The 22,245-nt window shown below is 68.3% G+C and carries 17 protein-coding genes; 9 read left to right on the forward strand and 8 right to left on the reverse strand.

Translation table 11 applies throughout. From position 1 onward, the window contains the following. Positions 1-6: 6 nt before the first annotated feature. Positions 7-3,441 (reverse strand): class I SAM-dependent DNA methyltransferase, encoded by a 3,435-nt coding sequence (locus POL67_RS37890; protein ID WP_271925525.1) that lies wholly within the window; start codon positions 3,439-3,441, stop codon positions 7-9. A 510-nt stretch (positions 3,442-3,951) separates the two neighbouring features. Here POL67_RS37890 and POL67_RS37895 point away from each other — a divergent pair. Beyond that, entirely contained in the window at positions 3,952-4,803 is an 852-nt protein-coding gene (locus POL67_RS37895; RefSeq protein ID WP_271925526.1) for a hypothetical protein, read from the forward strand. Positions 4,804-5,223: 420 nt separating this feature from the next. After that, a complete protein-coding gene (gene murJ, locus POL67_RS37900; RefSeq protein WP_271925527.1) occupies positions 5,224-6,894 on the forward strand; it encodes a murein biosynthesis integral membrane protein MurJ in 1,671 nt (556 codons plus the stop codon). Between the two features lie 13 nt (positions 6,895-6,907). Here murJ and ung read toward each other — a convergent pair whose 3' ends face one another. Beyond that, on the reverse strand, positions 6,908-7,669 hold the full coding sequence (ung, locus tag POL67_RS37905; RefSeq protein ID WP_271925528.1) for a uracil-DNA glycosylase: 762 nt from the start codon (positions 7,667-7,669) through the stop codon (positions 6,908-6,910). Positions 7,670-7,811: 142 nt separating this feature from the next. Continuing rightward, positions 7,812-8,102 (reverse strand): hypothetical protein, encoded by a 291-nt coding sequence (locus tag POL67_RS37910; protein WP_271925529.1) that lies wholly within the window; start codon positions 8,100-8,102, stop codon positions 7,812-7,814. Between the two features lie 105 nt (positions 8,103-8,207). On the opposite strand from POL67_RS37910, the gene POL67_RS37915 reads away from it, so the two are divergent. Genes POL67_RS37915 through POL67_RS37930 form a run of 4 tightly spaced genes read left to right on the forward strand, consistent with a single transcriptional unit; the run spans position 8,208 to position 12,544 of the window. Next, positions 8,208-10,070, forward strand: coding sequence for a type IV pilus twitching motility protein PilT (locus tag POL67_RS37915; protein ID WP_271925530.1), 1,863 nt, complete (start codon positions 8,208-8,210; stop codon positions 10,068-10,070). Continuing rightward, entirely contained in the window at positions 10,070-11,143 is a 1,074-nt protein-coding gene (locus tag POL67_RS37920) for a type IV pilus twitching motility protein PilT (protein ID WP_271925532.1), read from the forward strand. Before POL67_RS37915 ends, POL67_RS37920 begins: the two co-directional genes overlap by 1 nt. Beyond that, positions 11,140-11,766, forward strand: coding sequence for a hypothetical protein (locus POL67_RS37925; protein WP_271925533.1), 627 nt, complete (start codon positions 11,140-11,142; stop codon positions 11,764-11,766). Before POL67_RS37920 ends, POL67_RS37925 begins: the two co-directional genes overlap by 4 nt. Positions 11,767-11,785: 19 nt before the next feature. Beyond that, a complete protein-coding gene (locus POL67_RS37930; protein WP_271925535.1) occupies positions 11,786-12,544 on the forward strand; it encodes a hypothetical protein in 759 nt (252 codons plus the stop codon). Between the two features lie 24 nt (positions 12,545-12,568). Here POL67_RS37930 and POL67_RS37935 read toward each other — a convergent pair whose 3' ends face one another. The 4 genes from POL67_RS37935 to POL67_RS37950 all read right to left on the reverse strand — a co-directional run bounded on the left by POL67_RS37935 (position 12,569) and on the right by POL67_RS37950 (position 17,485). Then, positions 12,569-13,426, reverse strand: coding sequence for a hypothetical protein (locus POL67_RS37935; protein WP_271925537.1), 858 nt, complete (start codon positions 13,424-13,426; stop codon positions 12,569-12,571). A 78-nt stretch (positions 13,427-13,504) separates the two neighbouring features. Continuing rightward, a complete protein-coding gene (locus POL67_RS37940; protein WP_271925539.1) occupies positions 13,505-14,854 on the reverse strand; it encodes an extracellular catalytic domain type 1 short-chain-length polyhydroxyalkanoate depolymerase in 1,350 nt (449 codons plus the stop codon). Positions 14,855-15,597: 743 nt separating this feature from the next. Further along, entirely contained in the window at positions 15,598-16,914 is a 1,317-nt protein-coding gene (locus tag POL67_RS37945; RefSeq protein WP_271925540.1) for a fibronectin type III domain-containing protein, read from the reverse strand. A gap of 124 nt (positions 16,915-17,038) precedes the next feature. Continuing rightward, positions 17,039-17,485, reverse strand: coding sequence for a hypothetical protein (locus tag POL67_RS37950; protein WP_271925541.1), 447 nt, complete (start codon positions 17,483-17,485; stop codon positions 17,039-17,041). A 120-nt stretch (positions 17,486-17,605) separates the two neighbouring features. Between POL67_RS37950 and POL67_RS37955 the strand changes: the two genes are divergently transcribed. From POL67_RS37955 to POL67_RS37965, 3 genes are read left to right on the forward strand one after another with little or no spacing between them, the layout of a single operon-like run. After that, on the forward strand, positions 17,606-18,535 hold the full coding sequence (locus tag POL67_RS37955) for a hypothetical protein (protein WP_271925542.1): 930 nt from the start codon (positions 17,606-17,608) through the stop codon (positions 18,533-18,535). 50 nt (positions 18,536-18,585) lie between these two features. Then, positions 18,586-20,049 (forward strand): serine/threonine-protein kinase, encoded by a 1,464-nt coding sequence (locus POL67_RS37960; protein ID WP_271925543.1) that lies wholly within the window; start codon positions 18,586-18,588, stop codon positions 20,047-20,049. A 7-nt stretch (positions 20,050-20,056) separates the two neighbouring features. Then, entirely contained in the window at positions 20,057-21,415 is a 1,359-nt protein-coding gene (locus POL67_RS37965) for a sigma 54-interacting transcriptional regulator (protein WP_271925544.1), read from the forward strand. Positions 21,416-21,424: 9 nt separating this feature from the next. Here the strand turns inward: POL67_RS37965 and POL67_RS37970 are convergent, their stop codons facing one another. Next, positions 21,425-22,243 (reverse strand): ferritin-like domain-containing protein, encoded by an 819-nt coding sequence (locus tag POL67_RS37970; protein WP_271925545.1) that lies wholly within the window; start codon positions 22,241-22,243, stop codon positions 21,425-21,427. Positions 22,244-22,245 lie beyond the last annotated feature (2 nt).

The raw sequence follows: 22,245 nt of genomic DNA on the forward strand, positions 1-22,245 counted from the left end.
GGCTGGTCAGGATGCCGCGCGCCGTCGCGCGACCTTCCACCGCTCCCCGCGCTCGACCGAGACGACGACACCGACGGCGGCGAGGCCATCGAGCAGATCGGCTACGTCGGCCATCTTCGCTCCCTTGAAACCTGCGGCGATGTCGTCTGCGCTGAACGCTCCGCGGAGCGTGCCGAGGCGATCCCGGACCGCGGCGATCTGCTCGGGGAGCTTCTTCGGCCAGGGCTTCGCCTTCGGGGCTGCGGCAGCCGGCGCTACCTCGTCGTCGGGTGCTTCCTCCACGGTGGCGATCGTGGTCTGCGTGGCGGCCTGCGCGCCGCTCGGGTTCTGGAACGCGGGACGGAGCCAGCGAACGATCCCGCGCGCTTCCTCGGCAGCCCGCTCGGCATTCAGGGCAACGAGCTTCTCCAAGAGCTGCTCGTCGGTAAGGTCGGAGGGCCAGCCGTACGCCTCGAAGACGGCGGCGTCGAGATCCTCATGCAGGCTCAGCAGCGTCGCCCCGAGGCCGGCCTCCCACACATTCTTGTCGCTCTCATCGAGGGTCCCCCCAGCGCGCACGACGTCGAGCGCCTTGTAGAGCTTCGTCAACGTCAACGATGGATGCGACGCCTGCTGCTGCTTGCGGTGCGAATCCAACCGCTCGGCGAGATGTGCGATGCGCTTGCGGAGCCGGGGCGATGCTTCGGGGAAGGGGAAGGGGTCGAAACAACGAGTCTTGTTATACCGCGGGTCATGCCGGATCCCCAGGCGCCCCCCGGCAGCAAGCGCCCAGCACACGTGAACACGGCTGGACAGAACGCCCAAGAAGTAGGCATCGTCCACCGCGACTGCGACCACCATGTTGTCCGGAAGGATCTCACCATCAAGAAATACAAAATAACGCCGCCGGGCGCTCTCGGGAGTTGCTATGTACCGCGAGAGTCCCCGGAGAGCTCCGCGCAACTCCGTATTCCTCCGGCCAAAGAGCCACCAGTTTTCGCGCCGGTAACGCTCGTTGTTGTGGTCCCGTTCCGGCTTCACCCGCTCGACGATCCGGTGGTACACCGCGGGGAACCGCGCCCTCACTTGCTCGGCGGTCAGTCCGTCGAGATCGATCACGTACAACCCCCGCGGATGAGCGGCGAGATCGTTACCATTGCGGTACGGCCTGATATGCCGCTCGATGCCCCGAATCGAGCCCACGCCGAGCTTCTGTAGGTCCTTGGGCTCGACAAGGAAACCAGCACCATGGAGCTTCACGCCAGGCGAACTCAATCCGAGATTCGAACGTAGCGCAGACGCGCCCGCAACATTCGCGCCAACTGTAAGATCGGTATTGATCCTGCCGCTACACCAATCCAAATCGACCCGCACCTCGCCATTTTCGGCGTGGAACTCTCGGACAACTCGCCCCCTGAGCCCGTCCTGTTGTCCTGGAGCAAGAACCGTCATGGCGGTCCGCACTTCGGCACCACCCGATGCCTGGTCGTACTTCGCCGTCGTCCAAGGGTGATCCGCAATCGCAAAGACCAGAGAAGCGGGGTTCTCCTCCTCCAGATGAGCCTGCACGATCCGACGATTGCGGGTCTGCGTTATGCTCGTTGTCGTGATGAGCCCGGCCCTTGAGACTGCCCCCCTGCGAACGAGCGCAGCGGCATGATGCCACCAATACATTACAAAATCAGCGGAGTCCGGCACTTCAGGATAGCTAGCGCGTAGGGCCTCGGTATAGCCGTTCCCCAGTTCGGTACGCATCCGCCAATTCCCCAGGAAAGGCGGATTTCCGATGATATACCCAGCCTCAGGCCACCCCGCCTTCCGCGGGTTCACGTACCGATGCACGGGCACGGTCGCCTTCTCATCCGGCACCATCTCCCCCGTGACCGGGTGCTTCTTCATCGTCTCCCCGTCCCACCGCGTCACGGGCTTGCCTTTCTCGTCACGGACCAGCTCCACGTTATCCCACGCGAGCACGGCATCCCGGCATTCGATGTTCTGGAAGTCCCGGAGCACCGGCTCCGGCGGCGGTGTCAACCTCCCATATGTCCGGAAGTGCCATTGGAGGTAACCGATCCAGAGGACGAGCTCCGCGATCTCCTTGGCCCATGGCTTCACCTCGATCCCGAGGAACTGCCCGGGCGTCACGCGGATGCCCGTCGCATGCAAGAGCTCCTGCCGCTCGCCGAGGTCGTTGAGCAGGGCAAGAACCTCGCTCTCCAGCCGCTTGAAAAGGTCGAGGGTCACGTAAAGAAAGTTCCCCGAGCCGCAAGCCGGATCGAGGACGCGCGTTTGCGTAAGCTTCGCGTGATAGGTACGGACGGCCGCACGGGCTTCCTTTTCCTTCCCGCTCTGGTAGAGCTTCCGCGCCGCGGTCTGCACGTTCTCCCATTCTTCGCGCAGGGGCTCTTCAATCGTCGGCCGAATCAACCGCTCGACGTAGGCGCGCGGCGTGTAATGGGCCCCGAGCTTGTGCCGCTCCTTCGGGTTCAAGGCGCGTTCGAGGAGCGTCCCGAAGATGGCCGGATCCACCTCGGACCAGTCACGCCGCGCGGCCTCCAGCAGGAGCGCGAGCGATTCCTTGGAGAGCGGCAGGCCGGTCGGCTGCTTGAAGAGCCCGCCGTTGAACCGCAGGAGCTTGCCAAAATAAGAGAACGAGGTGCCCTCGTTCATCGCCGTCCAGAGCCCTTCAATGGCCGCGGGGAAGGCGCGCGGGTTCGTGATCCAGTGGTGCTCCAGCCCTTCCGTGAAAAGCCGCGACGGCAAGAGCGCCACATCCTCGGCGAACATCGTGAAGATGCAGCGCATGAGGAACTTGGCCACGGCCTCGGGCGGGTTCTTCTCGACCTCCAGCTTCTTCGCGAGCTCCGCGAGCTGCGCGGCGACCTCCCGTGTCACCCGCTCGGCCCGGCGCGAGGGGTCGAGGGAGAGCGGATCCGTGAAGACCGCGCGCAGGGTGTCGACGTGCTTCGCGAGGTCCCGGAGGTAGATCCGCCGGTTCTGCGCGTTCGGGAAGGCCGGCCAGCGCCGCGTGCCGTCGAAGTCGGCGTAGAGCTCGAACACGTACCCGATATCGCAGACGACGAGGAACGGCGGCGGATCGTCGAGCGCGCTCGCGTAGCCGAGCGCCTGCCCGCGCGCGTCGACCATCGCGAGATCCCAGGAGTCCGTCCCGCGCTGCGTCTTGCCGCTCTTTTTCGTCCCGACCGCGGCGGCCTGCTTCGCTTCGAGGAGGAAGCACCCATGCTTGTAGAGGTCCGCGCGCTTGGTCGTGACCTTGCCGCCCTCCTGCGTCATCGGGATCGGCTTCTCGAAGACGTACCGATCACGCGCCGGGTCGCCCGTGGCCGGCTCAGGCCGGGGGACGCCCAGTACGTCGCAGAGCTCCGCGAGGAAAAGGTCCTTGTTGGCGCGCTCGGAGGCGCCGGAGGCGCTCCACTTTTCGACGAAGGCAGCGACGTCCATGGCGGAGGCGGGAGGGTAGCCCACAGACGCCCCTGGCAGGAAGGGCTGATCGCGTCAGAAGTGCGCGCACCAATCCACCCACCGCCCCCCGTTTGGGCCCCCTCCACCGACCGAAGCGCTCGATGAGGGCCCCCCCTGGGCGCGCGCCCGCATGCATGGGCCTCCACGGGCCCCGCCCGCGGGTGCGCCCCCTCTTCGCCTGGCCTCTCCCCGCCCCTTGCATGAGCGCCGGAGGTCATCGCTCCCCCGGGAGGCGGCTCGCCCTCACGCGCGGCGCTCGACCCTTCGAGGTGTCGCAGGGGCTCTCCCGCGCGTGCCCTTCCGTGTGGAGGCCTGAAGGTGGGCCTCGCGGAGCCGCTCGCCGTCGCGACGAGACCACCGTGCGCCGCTTGGTCGAGCGTCCTTGCGCGCGCCGAGCCCTCCCGGGCGTTTCCGCACGCAAGATTTCAACGCCGAAGGCCCTCCTCGAGGCCACGTTCGCCTTGACGCGCCCGCCGTACCCCAGCGACCATGCCGGCCATGCTCGTCAACCTCACAGATTTCCTCAATCTGGTGCAGTTTCCGACCGGCCGTCGTATCTACACCTTTCATCGCGTATACGACATCGCGAAGGCCCTCCCCGCGCCTGCCGTCGACGCGCTCGTCGCGGAGGCCATCGCGGCCGACGAGAAGACCTTCGCGCTCGAACAGCGCTGGGCCACGAAGCGGCGGACCGGCAAGCCGTCGGCGAAGCAGGTTCGTGATCAAAAAGCACTCCAGCGGCTCGACATTCAGCTCGACAACGCGCTCTCCGGCTTCCGCGGCGCGGCGGAGGCGCTCCTCAAGGGCGCCGACGAGGACGAGGACAAGGAGCTCATCGCCGATGTGGAGACGCTCCTCCACGCCGTCTTCCCCAATGGCGTCGCCGCGATCACGAACGCACCCTACGACGTCGAGCTCGTCGCCGTGCATGCGATCGTGGGGAAACTCCAGGGGGAGCTCGCGCCCCTCGTTCAGAAGCTCGGCCTCGGCGTCAATGCCGCGCGTATCACGAAGCTCGTCATGAAGTACGACGAGGCCTTGAAGTCCACCGACGACCTCGATTTTGGCATGGTGAAGGCCGCGCGCGAGGCCGGGCAGAATTACCTTTTGCGGATCGTGGCCAAGATCCTCGGCACGTACGACGAGCCGACGGGCGATCACGCGCAGAAGCGCGCCGCGCTGCTCGCGCCCGTGGTGAAGCAAAGCGAGGCCATCCGGAGCCATATCCGCGCGCGCCGGAGCACCCCCGATATCGATCCGAAGACGGGCGAGGAGCAGCTCCCGGAGGAGGCGGCGGGAACCGGGGGCGCGGAGGAGGCGCCTCCGGCACCGGGCGGCTGAGCGCTTTCGCCTCGTTGGCTACGCGTCTCGGGACCTCGTCCGGCGCTTGACAGCGCCACGGGACTCCTATCTCCTCATGCTCTACGCTTGGAGGAGATGATGCTCCGTTATCTTGTTATCTTTTCAGCCATTGCACTCACCCGAGACGCGACGCCGGTGCGATCGGACGCACGGCCGGCGCTGAGACACGCGGAGAACGAGACAGGAGCGGATGGCCTGGAGGGGCCGTCGGACTGGTTCCGTCGAGCCCAATGCGCCAAGCAGTTCAACGCTTGCCAGAAACGTTGTCTTGTCGCTGGTGGAGAAGAGAAAGCGACGTGCGAGAAAGAATGCGACGCCACATACCGAAGCGGTATGAAGTCGTATGGATTGGATCCGAATTGACCCACGCGGGTCGGACGCCGAGCGAGTCGTGACCTGATGACACAGCAGTCGCTCGGCCAGCAGGCTTCTTCCTCCAAGCCGCGGCGTGGGGCGCTCCTCGTCGGGGCGGGGATCCTCCTCTCTCGCCTCGTCGGCCTCGCCCGCCAGCGTGCGCTCGCCCATTCCTTTGGCACCTCGATAGCAGCGGCGGCCTTCGCGGTTGCGTTACGCATCCCGAATTTTTTGCAGAACCTCTTCGGCGAAGGCGTCCTTTCGGCGTCTTTCATTCCGGTATACGCCGCCCTCACCGGCAGCAAAAAGCAGGAAGAAGCCGACCGCGTCGCCGGCGCGGTCTTCGGGCTGCTCGCGCTCGTCGTCGGGCTGTTCACGGCCCTCGGGATGCTCGCGTTGCCGTGGCTCATGGCGCTCATCGCGCCCGGCCTGGTCGGCGAGAGCTACGAGCTCACGATGCGGCTCGTGCAAATCGCGTTTCCGGGGACCGCGCTCCTCGTGTTCTCCGCGTGGTGCCTCGGGGTGCTGAACAGCCACCGTCGGTTCTTCCTCTCCTATGCTGCGCCCGTCGTTTGGAACCTGACGATCATCCTGGCGTTGCTCGTCGCGGACGCGGACGACGTCGCGCAGCTCGCGGTCATCGCGACGTGGGCCACCGTCGTGGGCAGCGCGCTCCAGTTCGGCGTGCAGCTCCCCGCGACGCTCCGACTCCTCGGGCAATTCCGCCCCTCGCTCGGCATCACGAACCCACACGTTCGCCAGGTCATCCGCAACTTCGTGCCCGTGATGTTCGCGCGTGGCGTCGTGCAGGTGAGCGCCTACATCGACCTCGCCTACGCGTCTCTGCTCTCTGCGCGCGCTCTCGCCGCGCTGTCCCAGGCACAGGGCATCTCTCTGCTGCCGGTCAGCCTCTTCGGCATGGCCGTATCGGCGGCCGAACTCCCGGCCATGTCTCAGGTGAGCGGCACCGCGTCCGAGGTGGCCACGGCCATGCGGGCGCGAATCGATGCAGGCTTGCTCCGCATCGCGGTCCCGGTCGTGCCCTCCGCGATTGCGTTCCTGATGCTGGGCGACGTCGTCGCTGCTGCGATCTTCGAAACGGGCGCATTCCGCGCGGCCGACACCCGTTACGTGTGGTACCTGCTGATGGGCTCCGCCGTTGGCCTCCTGGCGTCGACGTCGGGCAGGCTCTACGCGTCCGCCTTCTACGCGTTGCAGGACCCGCGCACACCGTTTCGGTTGGCCGTCTTGCGCGTGGCGTTGACCGCAGCTCTGGCGTTCTACTCGGTCCGTTACCTGCCCGCGCAGCTCGGCCTTCCGCGCGATCTCGGCGGAGCTGGGATCACCGCGAGCACGGGCCTCGTCGCGTGGTTCGAATACCTCATGCTCAAGCGGCTCCTCGGCCAGAGGATCGGCCGCACCGGGCTCGGGCGGGGTGTGCTGGCGAAGCTGTGGGGCAGCGCGATAGGCGCGGCGATGCTCGCGCTCGGATTGAAGTGGGCGCTCGGCTGGCTGTTCGGAGTCCGCGACGCTACAGCAGCGGAGTGGGGCGGCTCGTTCCTGATGCCACCTGCGCTGCATCCGGTCCCTGCTGCGATCCTGATCCTGGGGGTCTTCGGCGTGGCCTACTTCGGCTTGGTGATCCTCGTGGACGTGCCGTTCGCGCGAGAGATGATCCGACGGCGGCTCCCGGGGCGCCTCCGTGGAAAAATATAGCAGGAAGCGGCGCTCATTCGATAGGCTTCAGCCCGCCTCGCAGGTGTTCGCCAAGGCGAACACCTGCGTCCCTTGCACCAGCCGAAGGAAATAACGCCTTTCGCGGGGGCAACCTCCAATCGATTTCAGGTTCTCCCATCGATCGCAGCGCCGCATTGATGGCGGAAAACGGCCTCGTCCCGGCAAAACTCCGCACCGAGAGCGGCGAGGGGTGGCCGGTCTTGACGATCGGGTTCCTCGACGTATCGACGAGGCGCGCTTTTTTCTGTGCGTGCGCCCCGAAGAGCGCAAAGACGACCGGCTCCTTTCGCGCCGACAAGGCCGAAATCACGCCGTCCGTGAATGTCTCCCAGCCCTTGCCGCGGTGCGACCCCGCCTCGCCTGCACGCACCGTCAGGATCGTGTTCAACAAAAAAACCCCCTGCGCCGCCCAGGGCTCGAGGCAGCCGTGGTCGGGCACCTCGAAGCCGGGGATGTCCTCGCGCAGCTCGCGGAACATGTTCGCAAGCGAGGGCGGGATTCGCTGGGAATGACAAACCGAAAAGCAGAGCCCGTGCGCCTGCCCTGGGCCCACGTAGGGATCCTGGCCGAGCAGGGCCACGCGGACCTTCTCGTACGGGGTCTCCTTGAACGCATTCCACACTTCGTCCTCGGGCGGAAACACCACGTGGTTTTTCCGCTCCTCGTCGACGAACGCGGCGAGCTCGGCGAACGAGGGGCGCGAGAGCTCGGCCGCGAGGACCTTTTGCCAGGAACGGGGGATATCGATCTTCATGGCTCGGACACGCTCCATCGTAGGGCGCCGGGATCGGTTTGGCCAGGTGGAACCGCTCCGAACAAGCAAAACGCGTCGCCCTGGAGATCCGCCGCAGGGTGCGCCTGGACGAACCCAACCCTTTTTCTTGGAATGCCGGCGATCAAGCCCGCCTGCCGGAAGCGGTCTGCGTGACGAGCCACAGGATCGCGAACACGAGCGGCCACGCCGCCGCGCCCGCGCCCACGGCCATCCGAAAGGGCAACCAGAGCCCCGCGATCCCCGCCGTGATCCCGCCCGAAAACGAGCCACACAGGAGATGCGCCGGGATGGCCGGCGCGGATTTCACGCCACGGCGCTGCTGGTAGGGCGCCACGAGGACCGCGAGCACGAATCCCTCGAGCGCGCCCGCGAGGGCGCCGAGCAGCGCGGCGAAGATGGGTGCGTGTTCCATGGCGAACCCGTGCGATCTGCGGCGATGGTATCGCGGACGGCGCCGTCCTTGCCGAAACATCGAGCCCTCCGTTACGATGACCCTCCCCCGCGCTCCGCCAAGGCGATGCCCCAGCTCAAAGCCCTGCTCGAGAACCTCCTCCGGCCCGACGTCACCGAGGTCGCCCTCGCCACGGGCCGAAATCCCTGCGTCAAGATCGGCGGCACCTACGAGATCGTCGACCGGAAGATCCTCTCGACCGACGACATCCTCGCGCTCCTCACCACGGCCGGCGGAGGCCGCCACCTCGAAAACCTCGGCCCGAAGCCCGTGCAGTGGGGCTGCCGCGTGGACGGCATCGGCGCGGTCGCCATCGCCGCCGTGCGAAACACGAACGCCGTGCAAGCCCGGCTCATGCGGCTCGCCCAGGATCCACGCAAAGACGCGGCCCCCGGCGTCCCGCCGCCGAAACCCACGCCGCAAAAGCCCGCCGCCGCGCGCCCCGCGCCGTCCGCGGGCGCCACGAAACCCGGCGCGCCGCCGCCGGAGCTCATGTGGGGCGACCTCAACGAGGACACGCCTCCCCAGGCGCCCGCCCCGCCGCCCCAGGCCGCGCTGCCTCCCGCCGACAAGATCACGGCGCCGGCCCCCGTGATCGCCGCGCCGCCCTCGTTCGAGCTCGACCTCGACGAGCACCACGCCCCGCCCGCGCGGAAGGACACGCCTCGCCCGCGGAATTTCTCCATCACGCTCGACGATCCGGCCGATCCCACGCTCCTCGCGGCCGCGGCGAGCGTCGCCCATTTCGCCACGCTCGCGCTCGACGACGTCCTGCTCCGCGCGCGCGCGGAGGGCGCGAGTGATCTGCACATCGTCGCGGATCGGCCGCCGCTCCTCCGTATCTCGGGCAAGCTCGTCCCGCGCGGCCCGGTGGTCGAGCCGCAGGCCCTCGAACGAATGCTGGAGTCGCGCATCCCCGAGCGCCTGCGCGCCCAGCTCGCGCTCGACGGCTCCTGCGATTTCGCGCTCGACGATCCGCGCATCGGCCGCGCGCGCGTCAACGTTACGCGCCAGCGCACCGGGCTCAAGGCCTCGTTCCGACTCATCTCGCGGGAAATCCCGACCCTCGCCGAGCTCGGCCTGCCCGACGCCATCGCGCTCGCGACACGCCACCACCAGGGCCTCATCGTGATCACAGGGCCCACGGCGCACGGAAAAACCACGACGCTCGCCGCGCTCGTCGACATCATCAACAGCGAGACCTCGCATCACGTCATCACGGTCGAGGACCCGATCGAGTACGTCCACCCGCGCAAGAAGGCCATGATGAGCCAGCGCGAGGTCGGATCGCACACGCGGACATTTCCATCGGCCCTCAAAGCATCGCTCCGCGAGGATCCGGACGTCATCGTCGTGGGCGAGCTGCGCGACACGGAGACCGTGCGCATGGCGCTCTCCGCGAGCGAGACCGGGCACCTCGTGCTCGGCACGATGAACACGCCGAGCGCGGCGAAGACCATCGATCGGCTCATCGACCTCTTCCCGCCCGGCGATCAGCAGCAGGTGCGCGTGACGCTCGCCGGTGGCCTGCGGCTCGTCGTGAGCCAGCGCCTCCTGCCGCGGAAGGACGGCCCCGGCATGATCGCCGCCGCCGAGATGCTCCCCGGATCCGTGCCGCTCTGGAACCTCATCCGCGAGAGCAAGACCTGGCAAATCCCGAGCTTGCAGCAGCGCGGCAAGGGCTTCGGCATCGTGCGGCTCGACGACTCGCTCGCCGAGCTGGTCCGCGCGGGCAAGGCCTCCCTCGAAGACGCGCTCCTCGTCGCCGAGGCCCCGGACGAGCTCGAAGCCACGATCGCAGGCAAACGCGCGCCGGCAGCAGCACCCCAAGCCCCGCCCGGCGAGCCCCCGAAGCCCGCCGAGCCCGAGGCGAACAAGGGCCTGCTCGGGCGCGCCGGCGCGCTCTTCGGCAAGAAGGGAGGCGCGTGATGGCCCGCATCGACCGGCTCTTCGACGAGCTGCTCGCGAAAAAGGGCAGCGACCTGCACCTCGGCGTCGGCTACCCGCCCCTCCTCCGCGCGCGCGGAGAGCTCGTGCCGCTGCGCGACGCGCCCATCGACGAGGCCGAGATGGAGGAGCTGCTCTTCGAGATCACCTCGCCCGAGGAGCGCACCAAGATCACGACCGAGCTCGACCTGGATTTCGCCTACCAGTACGAGGACAAGGCGCGCTTCCGGGCGAACTATTTCTACAAGATCACGGGGCTCGCCGCGGTCTTCCGCATCATCCCCACGAAGATCCTCACGCTCGACGATCTCGGCTGCCCGCCGGTCGTGCGCAAGCTCGCGGACAAACGCGCCGGGCTCTTGCTCGTCACGGGCCCGACGGGCAGCGGCAAGTCGACGACGCTCGCGGCGATGATCGATCACATCAACACGACGCGGCCTTGCCACATCCTGACGATCGAGGATCCGGTCGAGTTCGTGCACCCGCCGAAGATGTCGCAGGTCACGCACCGCGAGGTCGGGCCCCACGCGTCGAGCTTCGCGGCCGCGATCCGCAGCGCGGGCCGCGAGAACGCGGACGTGATCCTCATCGGCGAGCTCCGCACGAACGAGACCATGAAGCTCGCGCTGCAGCTCGCGAGCTTCGGCGTCCTCGTCTTCGGCACCGTGCACACGAACAGCGCGGCGGCGACGATCGACCGCATCATCAACGCCTTCCCCGCCGACGAACAGCCGCAGGTGCGGGGCATGCTCGCGGAGAGCCTCGTGGCCATCGTGGCGCAGCAGCTCCTCAAGACGGCGGACGGCAAGGGGCGTGTCGCCGCGCACGAGATCCTCGTGGGCTCGTCGGCGCTCGCGGCGATGGTCCGCGAGGGCAAGACGTTCCAGATCCCGAACATCATGCAGGCGGGCCAGGCGCAAGGGATGCAGACGATGGACATGGCGCTCGAGCGGCTCGTGCAAAAAGGGACGATCTCGCCGGAGGTCGCGCTCGAAAAGGCGATCGACAAGGAGAGCTTCCAGAAGGTGGTTGCGCAACGACTCGCGGGGGGATGATGCGCATCTCGAAAGCCACCTTCGCCTGCGCGCTCGTGGGCGCGTTGGTGTGGCCCGCGGCATCCCACGCGCAGCAGGTCGCGCCCGCGCCCATGCCCATACAGCCGGGGCCATCCCAAGCCACGTACATGCGGTACCGCGGGCGGGAAGTCTACTGGGGCACGCTCGGGTTCGGCCCGCGGTTTTCGACGCTGTACAACATCCCGCGCGGCAAGTTCGCAATGGGCGGCGGCGCGGTGATCCGGATGCACCCGGCTTCGTATCCGTCGAGGCCGGCGAGCTACATGCCGCTCGAGGTCGAGCTGGAGATCGGATACGATCGTTATTTGGGGGAAAACCATTACGAGCTCAGTTATGGTGGCTCGGGGTTGCTCATGTTCGCGTCGGGCAAGTGGCAGCCGTACATGGTCGCCTCGGTGGGTCGCTCGCTCGGCGTGCTGGACGCCGGGCGCGACGTGCGCTGGTATGCGGGCGGGGGGTTTGGCGTCGGGTATCGTACGAGGACGTTTTTCCTGAGCACGCAGGTGCGCGGCGGCGGGCACTTCGGCCCGGACACGAGTCCCACCGGCGGGGCCGAAGGGATCATCGACGTGAGGCTCGTGGGGATCTTTTATGTCTTCTGAGCGCCCTCACGGATTCTGCGTGCGCCTCCTGCCCGCGCTGATCGTCGTTTCGGTCGCGGCGACGAGCCAGATGATTTCGGTGCCCGACGTGTACGCAACGGGGCCGATGGGCACGGGGATGAAGCCTCCGCCTCCGCCGCCCCCGCCTCCGCCTCCGCCGGTCTATACGCCGCCTCCGCCGCCGGTCTATACGCCGCCTCCGCCGCCGGTCTATACGCCGCCTCCGCCGCCGGTCTATACGCCGCCTCCGCCGCCTCCGCCGCCGCCGCCGGTCTATACGCCGCCGGTGACGCCTACCACGCCCGGGAAGAGTGGCCCCCCGCCGATCGGCGGATCCGGGCCGGAATTCGGCATGTCCGGGCGGTTCTCATCGCTCTGGATCGTCAACCGCAATGAATTCGGAATCGGCGGCGGGGGCGGGCTCCGTGTGTACGGAGGGTATCTCGAGCTCGAGCTCGAAGTCGGCTACAACAGCTACTTCGACATCGATCGCAAGGATATCCCGGTCCTCTTCAACACCTTCATTTTTTATCGCGAGAACAAACGCCTCCAGCCCTACCTGACGCTGGTGACGCTCGGCGTGAACATCTCGGAGGAGAACCAGAAACGGAACGTGCTCTTCCAGGGCGGCCTCGGGTTCGGGCTCGCCTGGCGGCCCAGGAACTGGATCGCCTTGAACGGGGAGATGCGCTTCAGCCTCGCCGATTCCGTGGAGCCGACCGTCGCCGGCGACGGGATCGCGGAGTTTCGGCTGTACTCGGTCCTCTATCCATTCTGACGAGCTCCCGCGCGCGGGGAGGCTTCACGGCTTCGCGGAAGCGTCCGGCGCGGGCGCGGGTGAAAGCAGGCGCTCGCCGCGCACCGGCACGCTGAGCGGCGGGAGCTGGAACTCGACGCGGAAGATCGGGACGACGTCACTCCACACGGCGCCCTGGCCCTGCGTGGAGTCGAGCGAAACCTGCGTGCGAGGCCCCGAGCGCGCGCCCGTATCGCTGTAGCGTACGGCATACCTGAACGTCCCCAGGGCCTTGCCTCCCTCCTCGCCGAGGCCGTATCCGTTCATGCTCATTCCTTCGAGCTTGTCCTTCGAGTCATACACGGGGCGCCCGCCGCACGTCACCGCGAGATCCACGACGCGGCCCGTGTCGCCGTTTCCTTCGAGGGTCGAATTCACGACACAGGAGGCGCCCGGCGCGAGCGGCAATCCATTCGCGCGGGTGACCTTGCCCTCCCAGCGCGCGGCCACCTGACGCGCAGACGCAGGCGCGGGGGACGTCTCGGGGCGAGGCGGCTCCACGACGGGGACGGGCGCGGTGGCGACGGCGGGGGACACGACGGGCTCGTGCGGGGGCGGCGGCGGCTCATCCTTGGCGACGAGGAGCACGACGCTGCCGGTGATCGCGAGCAGGACCGTGCCGACGAGGAGGAGGGGCGCCCCGAGGGAGCTCTTTTTCGGCTGCGGCGGCGCGCCCCGGAGCGAGGCGAGCTCGCTCCGAAGGGCTTGCAGATCCTGCTCCGCCTCGCGCATGCGGCCTTCGATCTGCTCGATCCGCGCGCGTTTCTCTTCGGCCGACTGCTGGGATATCCGGGCGTCCTGGAGATCCTGCTCGAGGCCCTGGATCCGCCCGCGGAGGGCGTCTCTTTCATCGCGGTAGGTCATGCCTTCGTTCCTCGGAGGACGAGAGTGTACGCTTTGCAGCGCGGCTCGTCACCCCGAGGAGCACGAGGGCGGCGAGGCTCAGGGGCACTTGCCGGCTTCGTAATAATTCGGGCCGGTCTTGCGGATCCAGGTCGGCAGGACGTTGTTCAGGCCGAGATTCTGATTCGAGCCGACGGCGCACGCATAACTATTGAATGCGCCGCACACCACCGCGCGCCCCTTCTGCACGTGGTAATAGTTTCCCTCGTAGAATTCCTCGCAGACCGGGGTGGGGCTGCCACCGCTGCCGCCACTTCCGCCGCTTCCGCCACTGCCGCCGGTACCGCCGGTCCCGCCCGTGCCGCCGGTCCCACCCGTGCCGCCGGTCCCACCCGCGCCGCCCGTGCCGCCGGTCCCGCCGGCCCCGCCACTTCCGTCCCCAGGCACGCCCTGGTCGAGGCCGAAGAATTGCCCGATGCGGTATGCCGAGCAGAGATTGACGTCGAGAATGTACGCGCCCGCGGTCCCGCAGCCGCCCGCCGCGGCGAATCCGGGGTCGACCGGGGCCCCGTGGCCCATGTTCGGGATCGACCAGGATTCCACGATGGTCTCCCCGTTCGCGTCGCGATACTCCTTCCGCGTCGCGCCGTCGATCGTCCACGTCGCGTCGGCCGTCGCGTCGGCGCCGTGCACGTTCGTCCATTGCTCGACGAGCTCGGTCGCGTTGAGCGGCTTCACGATCGTGTCGCTCGTGCCGTGCCAGATCGAGACCTTCGGCCTCGGACCGGCGTACCCGGGCACCGCGTTCCGCACGACGTCGCCGAGGACCGTCGCCGTGCGATCGACGCCGCCCATGCATTTCGTGAGATCCGCCTGGCCCACGGCGCAGCGGTACGGAATGCCGCCGAGGATCGCGCCGCCCGAGAAGACGTCGGGGTACGTCGCGATCATGACCGCCGTCATGGCCGCGCCCGCCGACAGACCCGTCGCGAAGACGCGGTCGTCGTCGATGGAGACCTGGCCCTTCATCCAGTCGACCATCTGCTTGATCGAGAGCGCCTCGCCCTGATCACGCTGGATGTCGCCGAGCTCGTACCAGTTGAAACACCGCGTGATGCTGTTCGCCGTTTGCTGCTCGGGGTAGATTACGTGGAACTTCCACGTGTCGGCGAGGCTGTTCCAGCCTGCCTTGACGTAATCGAGCGCCGATTGTGTACAGCCGTGCATCACGACCACGAGCGGCGCGTCCGCGCCCACGCCCGCGGGAGAATACGTGTACATCTTGAGGTTGCCCGGGTTCGAGCCGAAGCCGGTCACGGCCGTGAGGTTCGAGGCGTCGGTCGCCACGGAATCGGCGAGCGATTCGCCGTCGTCCGCGGGCGTGAGGCAACCGGCGCCGAGGGTGACGAGGGCGAGGGCGAGGGCAGAGCGGGTCATCGAGCGCGTCATGGTTCCTTCTCCTGGGTTTCCGAGGTGTTCGGAGAGGACCCATGAGCAGGCGGCATGCCACGACGCAGCGCCGCGGTTTCCTCGCAAATTCGCGGGAAATGACCCTGAAGCGCGTCACGCGCGTCGCACCGGATCCCGGCGCCGGGGGGCGTCACGCGTGACGCAGGCGCAGCGCGGCGACGGTGCTGGGCGCCCCCGAGCCTGGCGGCGATCACGTGCCGAAAAGTGGACGACGAAGGTTGCAATGCGACACGATCGGCCACCGTACCCGTCCAGAAGGAGAACCTCACATGAGCGCTCGATCTGTCGCGTCAATGGCCCTCGCACTTTGGGCCGTGTGTTGCCTGGGCTGCGTTACCGAGGTGGACGTCGGTCCAGAAGAAGAGGAGGTCGATGAGTCCACAATGGAACTCGCGGCTGGCTGTCATCCCAACATCGATCGTTGTATAGAGACCGCCGAAGGGTACTATGATTCAAATAAACCACTCTACCACAAGCTGGTAGATTCGTGCGTTAAGAATCTGTGCACCTTTGATTGATGCATGTGGATGGGCTGCCATCAGGCAGCCCACCTGCCACGCCTCCCGAGCGCGGTCACGGGCACGAAAGGGGCTTTCGGAGCACCTGAAGGAGGGAGCAACGAGGGGCGAGGGGCGCTCCCTGAATATCCGCGGAAGGCGCGAGGGTCGCCCCCTCGCGCCTTCCTCTAGCCGAGAGGGGACGCGAGGCGTCCCCCTCGGGAATCAACGCGCGCGGGCCACGACCTGGTTCGAAGGCGCGCTCGTGCCGAGAGAATTCGCCGCGGCGACCACGTAAAAATACCGCAGGGGTGTGACGACGTTCGTATCGGTCCAGCTCGTGGTGTTGACGGTCGCCACGACCGCGTAGGGACCGCCGCTCGTCGTGCTGCGCCGGACCTCGTAGCGGCTCGCGCCGTTCGAGGCGACCCAGGACAGGTTGACACGCCCCGGAAGCGTACTCGCCGTGAGCGCGGTCGGCGGCGTCGGGTTCGGGATCGGGAACGTCCGGGTCACGGGGGTGATCCAGAGGCTCGCGTTGCGCGCCTCGCGCTTCTGCTCGACGTGGACGAACGTGCCGGTCGTGGTCGTCGGCTCGAGCGAACAGGCTCTCTCGGCAGCAATGCCATTCAAATGGCGCCCCTCGACGTTGTCGGTGGCATTCAGGCCGCACGTCCCGCTGCCGGGCAACGTGACCCTCCAGGCCGGGTTCGCCGCCTCGGCCTCGGCGTCGAGCCTGCGCACGGGTGCGTTCTGCGCGGGCGCGCTCGCGAGCCCAGGTGAGATGTAGGCCGTGACGCCTTCGCAGGTGTCGGCCCCCATTCCGTGCCACTGGATCTGCGTATGCGAGCGGGTGCCGTAAAACGCGGCGATCTCACGCGAGGCCGCGAAAAACATGCCGCCCGTATCGTGCGCGCAGTCGGCCTTGCGGTACCCGCTGTCGCAGGCGCTGGCCGCGTTCGCATTCCGATGCGCGCCGCACAGGAGAAAGCTCCTGGAGTCCGTCCGTTTGAAGATCTCGATGGCCTCGATCTCGGTGTCGAGGTCCGCGAGCGGGTGCGGCGCCTGGTGCGAGATCTCGCGCGAGGCGGACGGGTCGACGATGAACGTGCCCCAGCCTCGATCCACGCGGCCGTCCCCGTTCGCGTCGACCCTTTCGAGCAGCACGCAATACCGCTTGCCGTTGTCGGCGTCCGTGAACGGCCGGAGCTCCATCACCGGGGCGATGTTCGCGCCGAGCGCGAAATCACAATGCCCGTTCAGCATGCGGGACACCGCGGTGCGAATCTCGCCGAGGGCCACCGCGGACGGTGCGACGTATCCCTCGGAGTTCAGAATGGGCATCGTATCCCGGAGACAAACGGCGAGCGCCCCCAGCGTCGTCGACGACCTGCAGCCGATCTCGAGCGCCTCGGCCGAAACGCCGGAGGGCGCCTCGTCTGGGACGTCGAGGTCCGTCAGGGAAAACCATTCCGCGTCCCCACACGAAGCCACCATGACGGCCGCAGCGAGCAGAGCCGTCCCCTTGCGAATGCCAAGCATACGCACCTCCCCTCCAACGCACCGTCTACCACATCGACCCAGGATGTGCTCACGGCCCGGAGATCCGCGCCTAGGGGGAGATTCTTTTTGTCGTGGGACGAATCGTTTTACAGGAAGAACGACGTCAAGGCGTGCAGTACGGCCCTTGTCCGCCCACGAGGAGGCACATCCCCGAGACGATCACAGAGCAGCTCCCCGGGCACGACGGCGTGCAGCTGGCCGCCTGGAACGCCTCGATCGCCGCGGCGAAGCCCTGCGCCTCGGCGCTCCCGCCGGTCTTCACGTACGAGTTGCAACCGCATTCGTCCGTGACCTTCTCCGCGCACTGGCCCGAGGCGCCGAGGACACACGACTTCGCCGCGATCCGCGTGGCGTCGAGATCGACTTGCAACGCCGCGCAATCGGCGCCGCCGCCGCCCGCGCCGCCGCCGCCCGCACCGCCGGCCCCGGCGCCTGCGTCCGCCAAAACAGGCGCGCCGACCTCCCAGTCGTATACGCAGCTCGTCGAGAACGCCGAAACCGTGGCGCCAAGGAAAATCGCGCAGCGCGTTATACGAGGGACGGGGGACACGAACGGGCAGGCTACCAAGAGAGGCGCAGAGCCGCCAAGGGCGAAGCCGGGGCGTTGCCACGGCAAACGTTTCTCCGGGACGATCTTCGGGCAGGGGTCTTGTGGTAGGCTCGGGCCCTCATGCGACGCGCTCGCTCGCACGGCCGGATGACCTTTGCCCTCGCCGCCGCGCTCGTGCTCCTCTGCGTGGCCCCAAGCCGGGCCGCGGAGCCGGATCCCGCCGCGACCGAGGCGAAGGCGGCCTACGACCGCGGCGCGGCCGCCTATGAGCGCGGGGACATGGCGACGGCGGCGCGTGAACTCGCCCGCGCCGACGCGCTCCTGCCGAACCCCGTGGCGCTCGCATCGGCGCTGCGGGCCGCGATCGAGGGAGACGAGCCGGTGCTCGGAATGGAGCTCGCAGAGCGCGCGTCGGCGCGGAGCGAGGAAACAAGCGTCGCCGAGCTCGTCCGCACGGCACGCGCGCGCTTCGGCGCCCGCGTGGGGAAGCTCCGTGTGGTTTGTCCGGGGCCGTGTCGTGTCTCCGTCAACGGCGCGTCTTTCGAGGCGAACGAAGAGCGCCTCGTGCGCGCGGGCCCGCACGTGGTGGTGATCGAGCAAGGCAAAACGCGCGAGGAGATCCGCACCGACGTCCCCGCCGGCGCGGCCGTCACGGCCACACCGAAAAACCCGCCCGATGCGACGAAGGCCGCGGAGCGATCGAGCGGCCTTTCGCCTGTGTGGTTCTTCGTGGGCCTCGGCGCGACGGCGGTCTCCGGGGCGGTGCTCACGGCGTCGAGCCTGCAAACCAAGGGCCTCCACGACGACTTCGTGGCGCGCGGGTGTCCCGGGTCCGCGGCCCCGAGCGATTGCCGCGGGCTCGCGAGCGACGGAGAAGGCGCGCAATTGCGAACGAACGTGCTCGTCGGGGTGACGGCCGCCCTCGGCGCCGCCACGATCACGCTCGGCGTCCTTTCCCTCGGCCGCCGCGACGCGCCTGCCGCGGCACGATTGTCCTTTGAACCTCTGCTCGGCGGCGGCGTCGCCAAGGTCTCCGTGTCCCTGCCGTGAGCGTTGTCCCGTCTGCTGCATTCGCCGGCTCGCCTCGGTACGAGCCGCTCGTGAAGATCGCCTCCGGCGGCATGGCGACGGTGTACGTCGGCGTGCTGCGCGGGCCCCTCGGTTTTCAGCAGCTCGTGGCGCTCAAGCGGCCCCACGAACACCTGCTCGAAGACCCCGGCTTCCGCGAGGCGCTCGTCCGGGAGGCGCAAATCGCCGCGCGGATCCACCACGCGAACGTGGTCGACGTGCGCGACGTCGACCTCGCGGGCGCGTCGATCCAGCTCGTCATGGACTACGTCGAGGGCGCGTCGCTCGGCCAGCTCATGGCCGCCGCGGGGCGCGCCGGTCGGAGGCTCTCGCCGGCCGTGGTCGTGCGCATCGGGGCCGAAGCATGCGCGGGCCTCGCGGCGGCGCACGCGCTCACCGACGACGAGGGAAGACCGCTCGGGCTCGTGCATCGTGACGTGTCGCCGCAAAACATCCTCGTGGGCCTCGACGGGGTCTCGAAGATCACGGATTTCGGCGTGGCGAAAGCAGAAGACGATGCCCGCGCGCCGACGACCGTAGGCACGCTCAAGGGAAAGGTCGGGTACATGGCGCCCGAGTACATTCGGGGCGAGCGTCCGGACGGCCGGGTGGACGTGTTCGCGATGGGCGTGGTGGTATGGGAGGCGCTCGTGGGCAAGCGCCTGTTCAAGGGCGCGAACGAGGGACAGGCGCTCGATCGTGCATTGCGAGAGGAGGCGCCGCTGCTCAGCACGGTGGTGCCGGAGCTCGGGGATGCGCTCGACGAGGTGGTGGGGCGGGCGCTCGAAAAGGATCCGGCGGCGCGCTTTCAAAGCGCGGACGCGTTTGGCGCGGCCCTCGAAGAAGCGGCACGGCGCGCGGGGTGTTTCGCGAGCGCGGCGGAGGTGTCGCGCGTCGTGCGGGAGACGGTGGGCGACACGCTGGCCGAGCGGCGAAAGGAGGTCCGCGCGCGGCTTTCGGAGCTCGGTTTGCCCGCGGTGCGCGCATCGGCGGCGTCGATTCCGGACGCTCGCGTGGCGCAGAACGAGGCGGTCGTCGTGAATGCAACGACCCACGCGTTGCCGGCGCCGGAGACGGCGACGCCCACGAAGGGGACGAGGCGCGTGGTGGGGGTGGGAATTGCGGCCGTGGTGGTGGCGGTGGCCGTGGGTGCAGGTTTTTTCATGTTTGGCAGGAAGGACCCGGAAGAAACGGAGACCGCTTCCGTGACCGCTTCCGCTACCGCCTCCGCTACCGCTTCCGCTACCGCCTCCGCTACCGCTTCCGCTACCGCCTCCGCTCCCGCCTCCGCTTCCGCTCCCGCCTCCGCTCCCGCTCCCGCCTCCGCTTCCGCTCCCGCTCCCGCTCCCGCTCCCGCTCCCGCTCCCGCTCCCGCTCCCGCTCCCGCTTCCGCTTCCGCTCCCGCTCCCGCTCCCGCCTCCGCTCGCCCCAAACCCACAACGACCGCAACCGCCAAACCAAAAAGCCGCCTCCCGCCGAACCCTTACGCAAAGTGAGACACGCATGAGTGATTTCGACGATTTCGAGCAAGGCGCCACGACGCGTGTCCCTGCGCCGGCGACGGGGCTACGGCTTCCGTCGGTCGACCTCGTCGTCGTCGAGGGCAAGGACCGGGGCAAACGCGTCACCGTGCAGACCTCGCTCTCGCGCATCGGGACGGCGGCCAACTGTGATCTCGTGCTCACGGATCCCACGGTGTCGCGCATGCATTGCGAGCTCCGCGTCCGCGCGGGGACGATGACCCTGAAGGATCACGGCAGCACGAATGGCACGTACGTCGGCGGGGCGCGGATGCGCGACGCGGACGTGCCCGCGGGCACGGTGCTGCGCGTGGGAGCGACGTCGATCCGGGTCGACGTGGGGGACGCGCCTGCGTTCGTCGAAGTCTCGTCGCGGTCCTCGTTCGGCGAGCTGGTCGGCGCGAGTTTGCCCATGCGGCAGCTTTATGCGGTGCTCGAGCGGGTCGCGCCGATGGATACGACGCTGCTCGTGACGGGCGAGACGGGCACGGGCAAGGACGTGGTCGCGCGTTCGGTGCACGTGATGTCACGGCGCAATGCAGGGCCGTACGTGCCGATCGATTGCGGCGCCATTCCGGAGGCGCTCTTCGAAAGCGAGCTCTTCGGGCACATGCGCGGCGCGTTCAGCGGCGCGACCTCGGATCGGCGGGGCGTGTTCGAGGAGGCCGACGGCGGGACGCTTTTCCTCGACGAGATCGGGGAGATGCCGCTCGCGCTCCAGGCGAAGCTGCTCCGGGCGATCGAGACGCGCACGGTGCGACGCGTCGGCGGCAATACGGCGAAGCGCGTCGACGTGCGGATTGTGGCCGCGACGAACCGGGACCTCGCGCGGCGCGTGAACGAGGGGACGTTTCGCGAGGATCTTTATTATCGGCTGGCCGTCGTGGAGGTTTCCCTCCCGTCCTTGCGCGAGCGCCCGGAGGACGTGCCGATCCTGGCGCAGCATTTCTACGACAAACTCTCCCCGGGCGCAGGCGCCTTGCCGCCGGATTTCTTGCGCGTCCTCGCCGCGCGCAGCTTCCCGGGCAACGTGCGGGAGCTTCGGAACTTCATCGAGCGGAGCGTCTCGCTCGGGTTCGTCTCGCCCCATGGCCCACCCTCCGCGCCCCCGGCTGCGGTGGAGCGGCCACACGCCGAGCTCGACGACCTCGTGCCGCTGCACCTGCCGCTGAAGGACGCGCGGCAGGCGTGGACCGAGCGGTTCGAGGAGGTGTACCTGCGGGCGATGTTGAAGAAGACGGGCGGGAACGTGACGCGGGCGGCAGAGCTCGCAGGGGTGAGCCGGCGGTTTTTGCAGAGGCTCGCGGCGCGGCTCGGGATCCGGGCGAGCGACGAGGGCTGAACCTCGGAATCAGAGCATGATCCCGGCCCGCGCGAGCGGAGCGCGGACCGATTCTTCGATCGTGACGCGCGCGAGCTCCGCATACGCCGACGCCTCCATCCACCCGAGCTCGCGTACGTGTTCCAGGAGAAACCCCTCGCTGGTCACGCCCGCGACGACGTGGCTCGGGCCGCGCTCCCATAACGAACGATAGGCGTCGAGCGTCTGCCGCGCCGCTTTCCCGAGGCGATCCCGCTCGGCGGGGCGGAGCTCCGCGCGGATCCAGTCGAGGTAGAGGAACCCGAATTTGCCGTGGTGCGCCTCGTCCCGCACGATCGTCTCCAGGATGGAGCGGCTGAGCGGATGCGACGCGCTCCGCATCGCGCCCGAGAGCAGCGGGAAGCTCAACGCCTCGCCCACGCAGCAGAGGCGCACGACGAGCTCATTGGACCGTTCGAGCGGGGTGAGCGACGGGTCGAGGGCGAAGACGATGTCCTCGGGATCGTAATGGATGGGCGCGCCGCCGCCGAGCCGCATGGCCATCCGCGCGCAGAGCTCGATGTGGAGGACCTCGTCGATCGCGAAGCGGCTCGCCATGCCGATGAGGTCGAGCGGCGCGCGCGCCTGCACGAGGGCCTGGAGCATTTGGCCCATGGCCGCGGCGGTGCAGAATTCGTTGAACGCATTTTCGGTCCAGCCGACCCGTGCCCGCGCGAGGAGCAGCGGCGGGTACCGCGAGGGTTCGAGGCTCTGCCACGGGTAATCCTGCTCGATATCGCCGAGCGCGCGCTCGTGCAGGGTGCGCGCGAATCCGTTCGAGAAGGAGAGATCAAAGACCTCGCGCGCCATGC

The organism is Polyangium mundeleinium (genome assembly GCF_028369105.1).
Lineage (GTDB): Bacteria > Myxococcota_A > Polyangia > Polyangiales > Polyangiaceae > Polyangium > Polyangium mundeleinium.

Coding starts and splice junctions, on each gene's coding strand:
- POL67_RS37890 (WP_271925525.1), bottom strand. CDS start 3,441: ATGGACGTCGCTGCCTTCGTCGAAAAGTGGAGCGCCTCCGGCGCCTCC.
- POL67_RS37915 (WP_271925530.1), top strand. CDS start 8,208: ATGCCCCAGCTCAAAGCCCTGCTCGAGAACCTCCTCCGGCCCGACGTC.
- murJ (WP_271925527.1), top strand. CDS start 5,224: ATGACACAGCAGTCGCTCGGCCAGCAGGCTTCTTCCTCCAAGCCGCGG.
- POL67_RS37940 (WP_271925539.1), bottom strand. CDS start 14,854: ATGACGCGCTCGATGACCCGCTCTGCCCTCGCCCTCGCCCTCGTCACC.
- POL67_RS37895 (WP_271925526.1), top strand. CDS start 3,952: ATGCCGGCCATGCTCGTCAACCTCACAGATTTCCTCAATCTGGTGCAG.
- POL67_RS37920 (WP_271925532.1), top strand. CDS start 10,070: ATGGCCCGCATCGACCGGCTCTTCGACGAGCTGCTCGCGAAAAAGGGC.
- POL67_RS37925 (WP_271925533.1), top strand. CDS start 11,140: ATGATGCGCATCTCGAAAGCCACCTTCGCCTGCGCGCTCGTGGGCGCG.
- POL67_RS37910 (WP_271925529.1), bottom strand. CDS start 8,102: ATGGAACACGCACCCATCTTCGCCGCGCTGCTCGGCGCCCTCGCGGGC.
- POL67_RS37965 (WP_271925544.1), top strand. CDS start 20,057: ATGAGTGATTTCGACGATTTCGAGCAAGGCGCCACGACGCGTGTCCCT.
- POL67_RS37970 (WP_271925545.1), bottom strand. CDS start 22,243: ATGGCGCGCGAGGTCTTTGATCTCTCCTTCTCGAACGGATTCGCGCGC.
- POL67_RS37935 (WP_271925537.1), bottom strand. CDS start 13,426: ATGACCTACCGCGATGAAAGAGACGCCCTCCGCGGGCGGATCCAGGGC.
- POL67_RS37945 (WP_271925540.1), bottom strand. CDS start 16,914: ATGCTTGGCATTCGCAAGGGGACGGCTCTGCTCGCTGCGGCCGTCATG.
- ung (WP_271925528.1), bottom strand. CDS start 7,669: ATGAAGATCGATATCCCCCGTTCCTGGCAAAAGGTCCTCGCGGCCGAG.
- POL67_RS37955 (WP_271925542.1), top strand. CDS start 17,606: ATGCGACGCGCTCGCTCGCACGGCCGGATGACCTTTGCCCTCGCCGCC.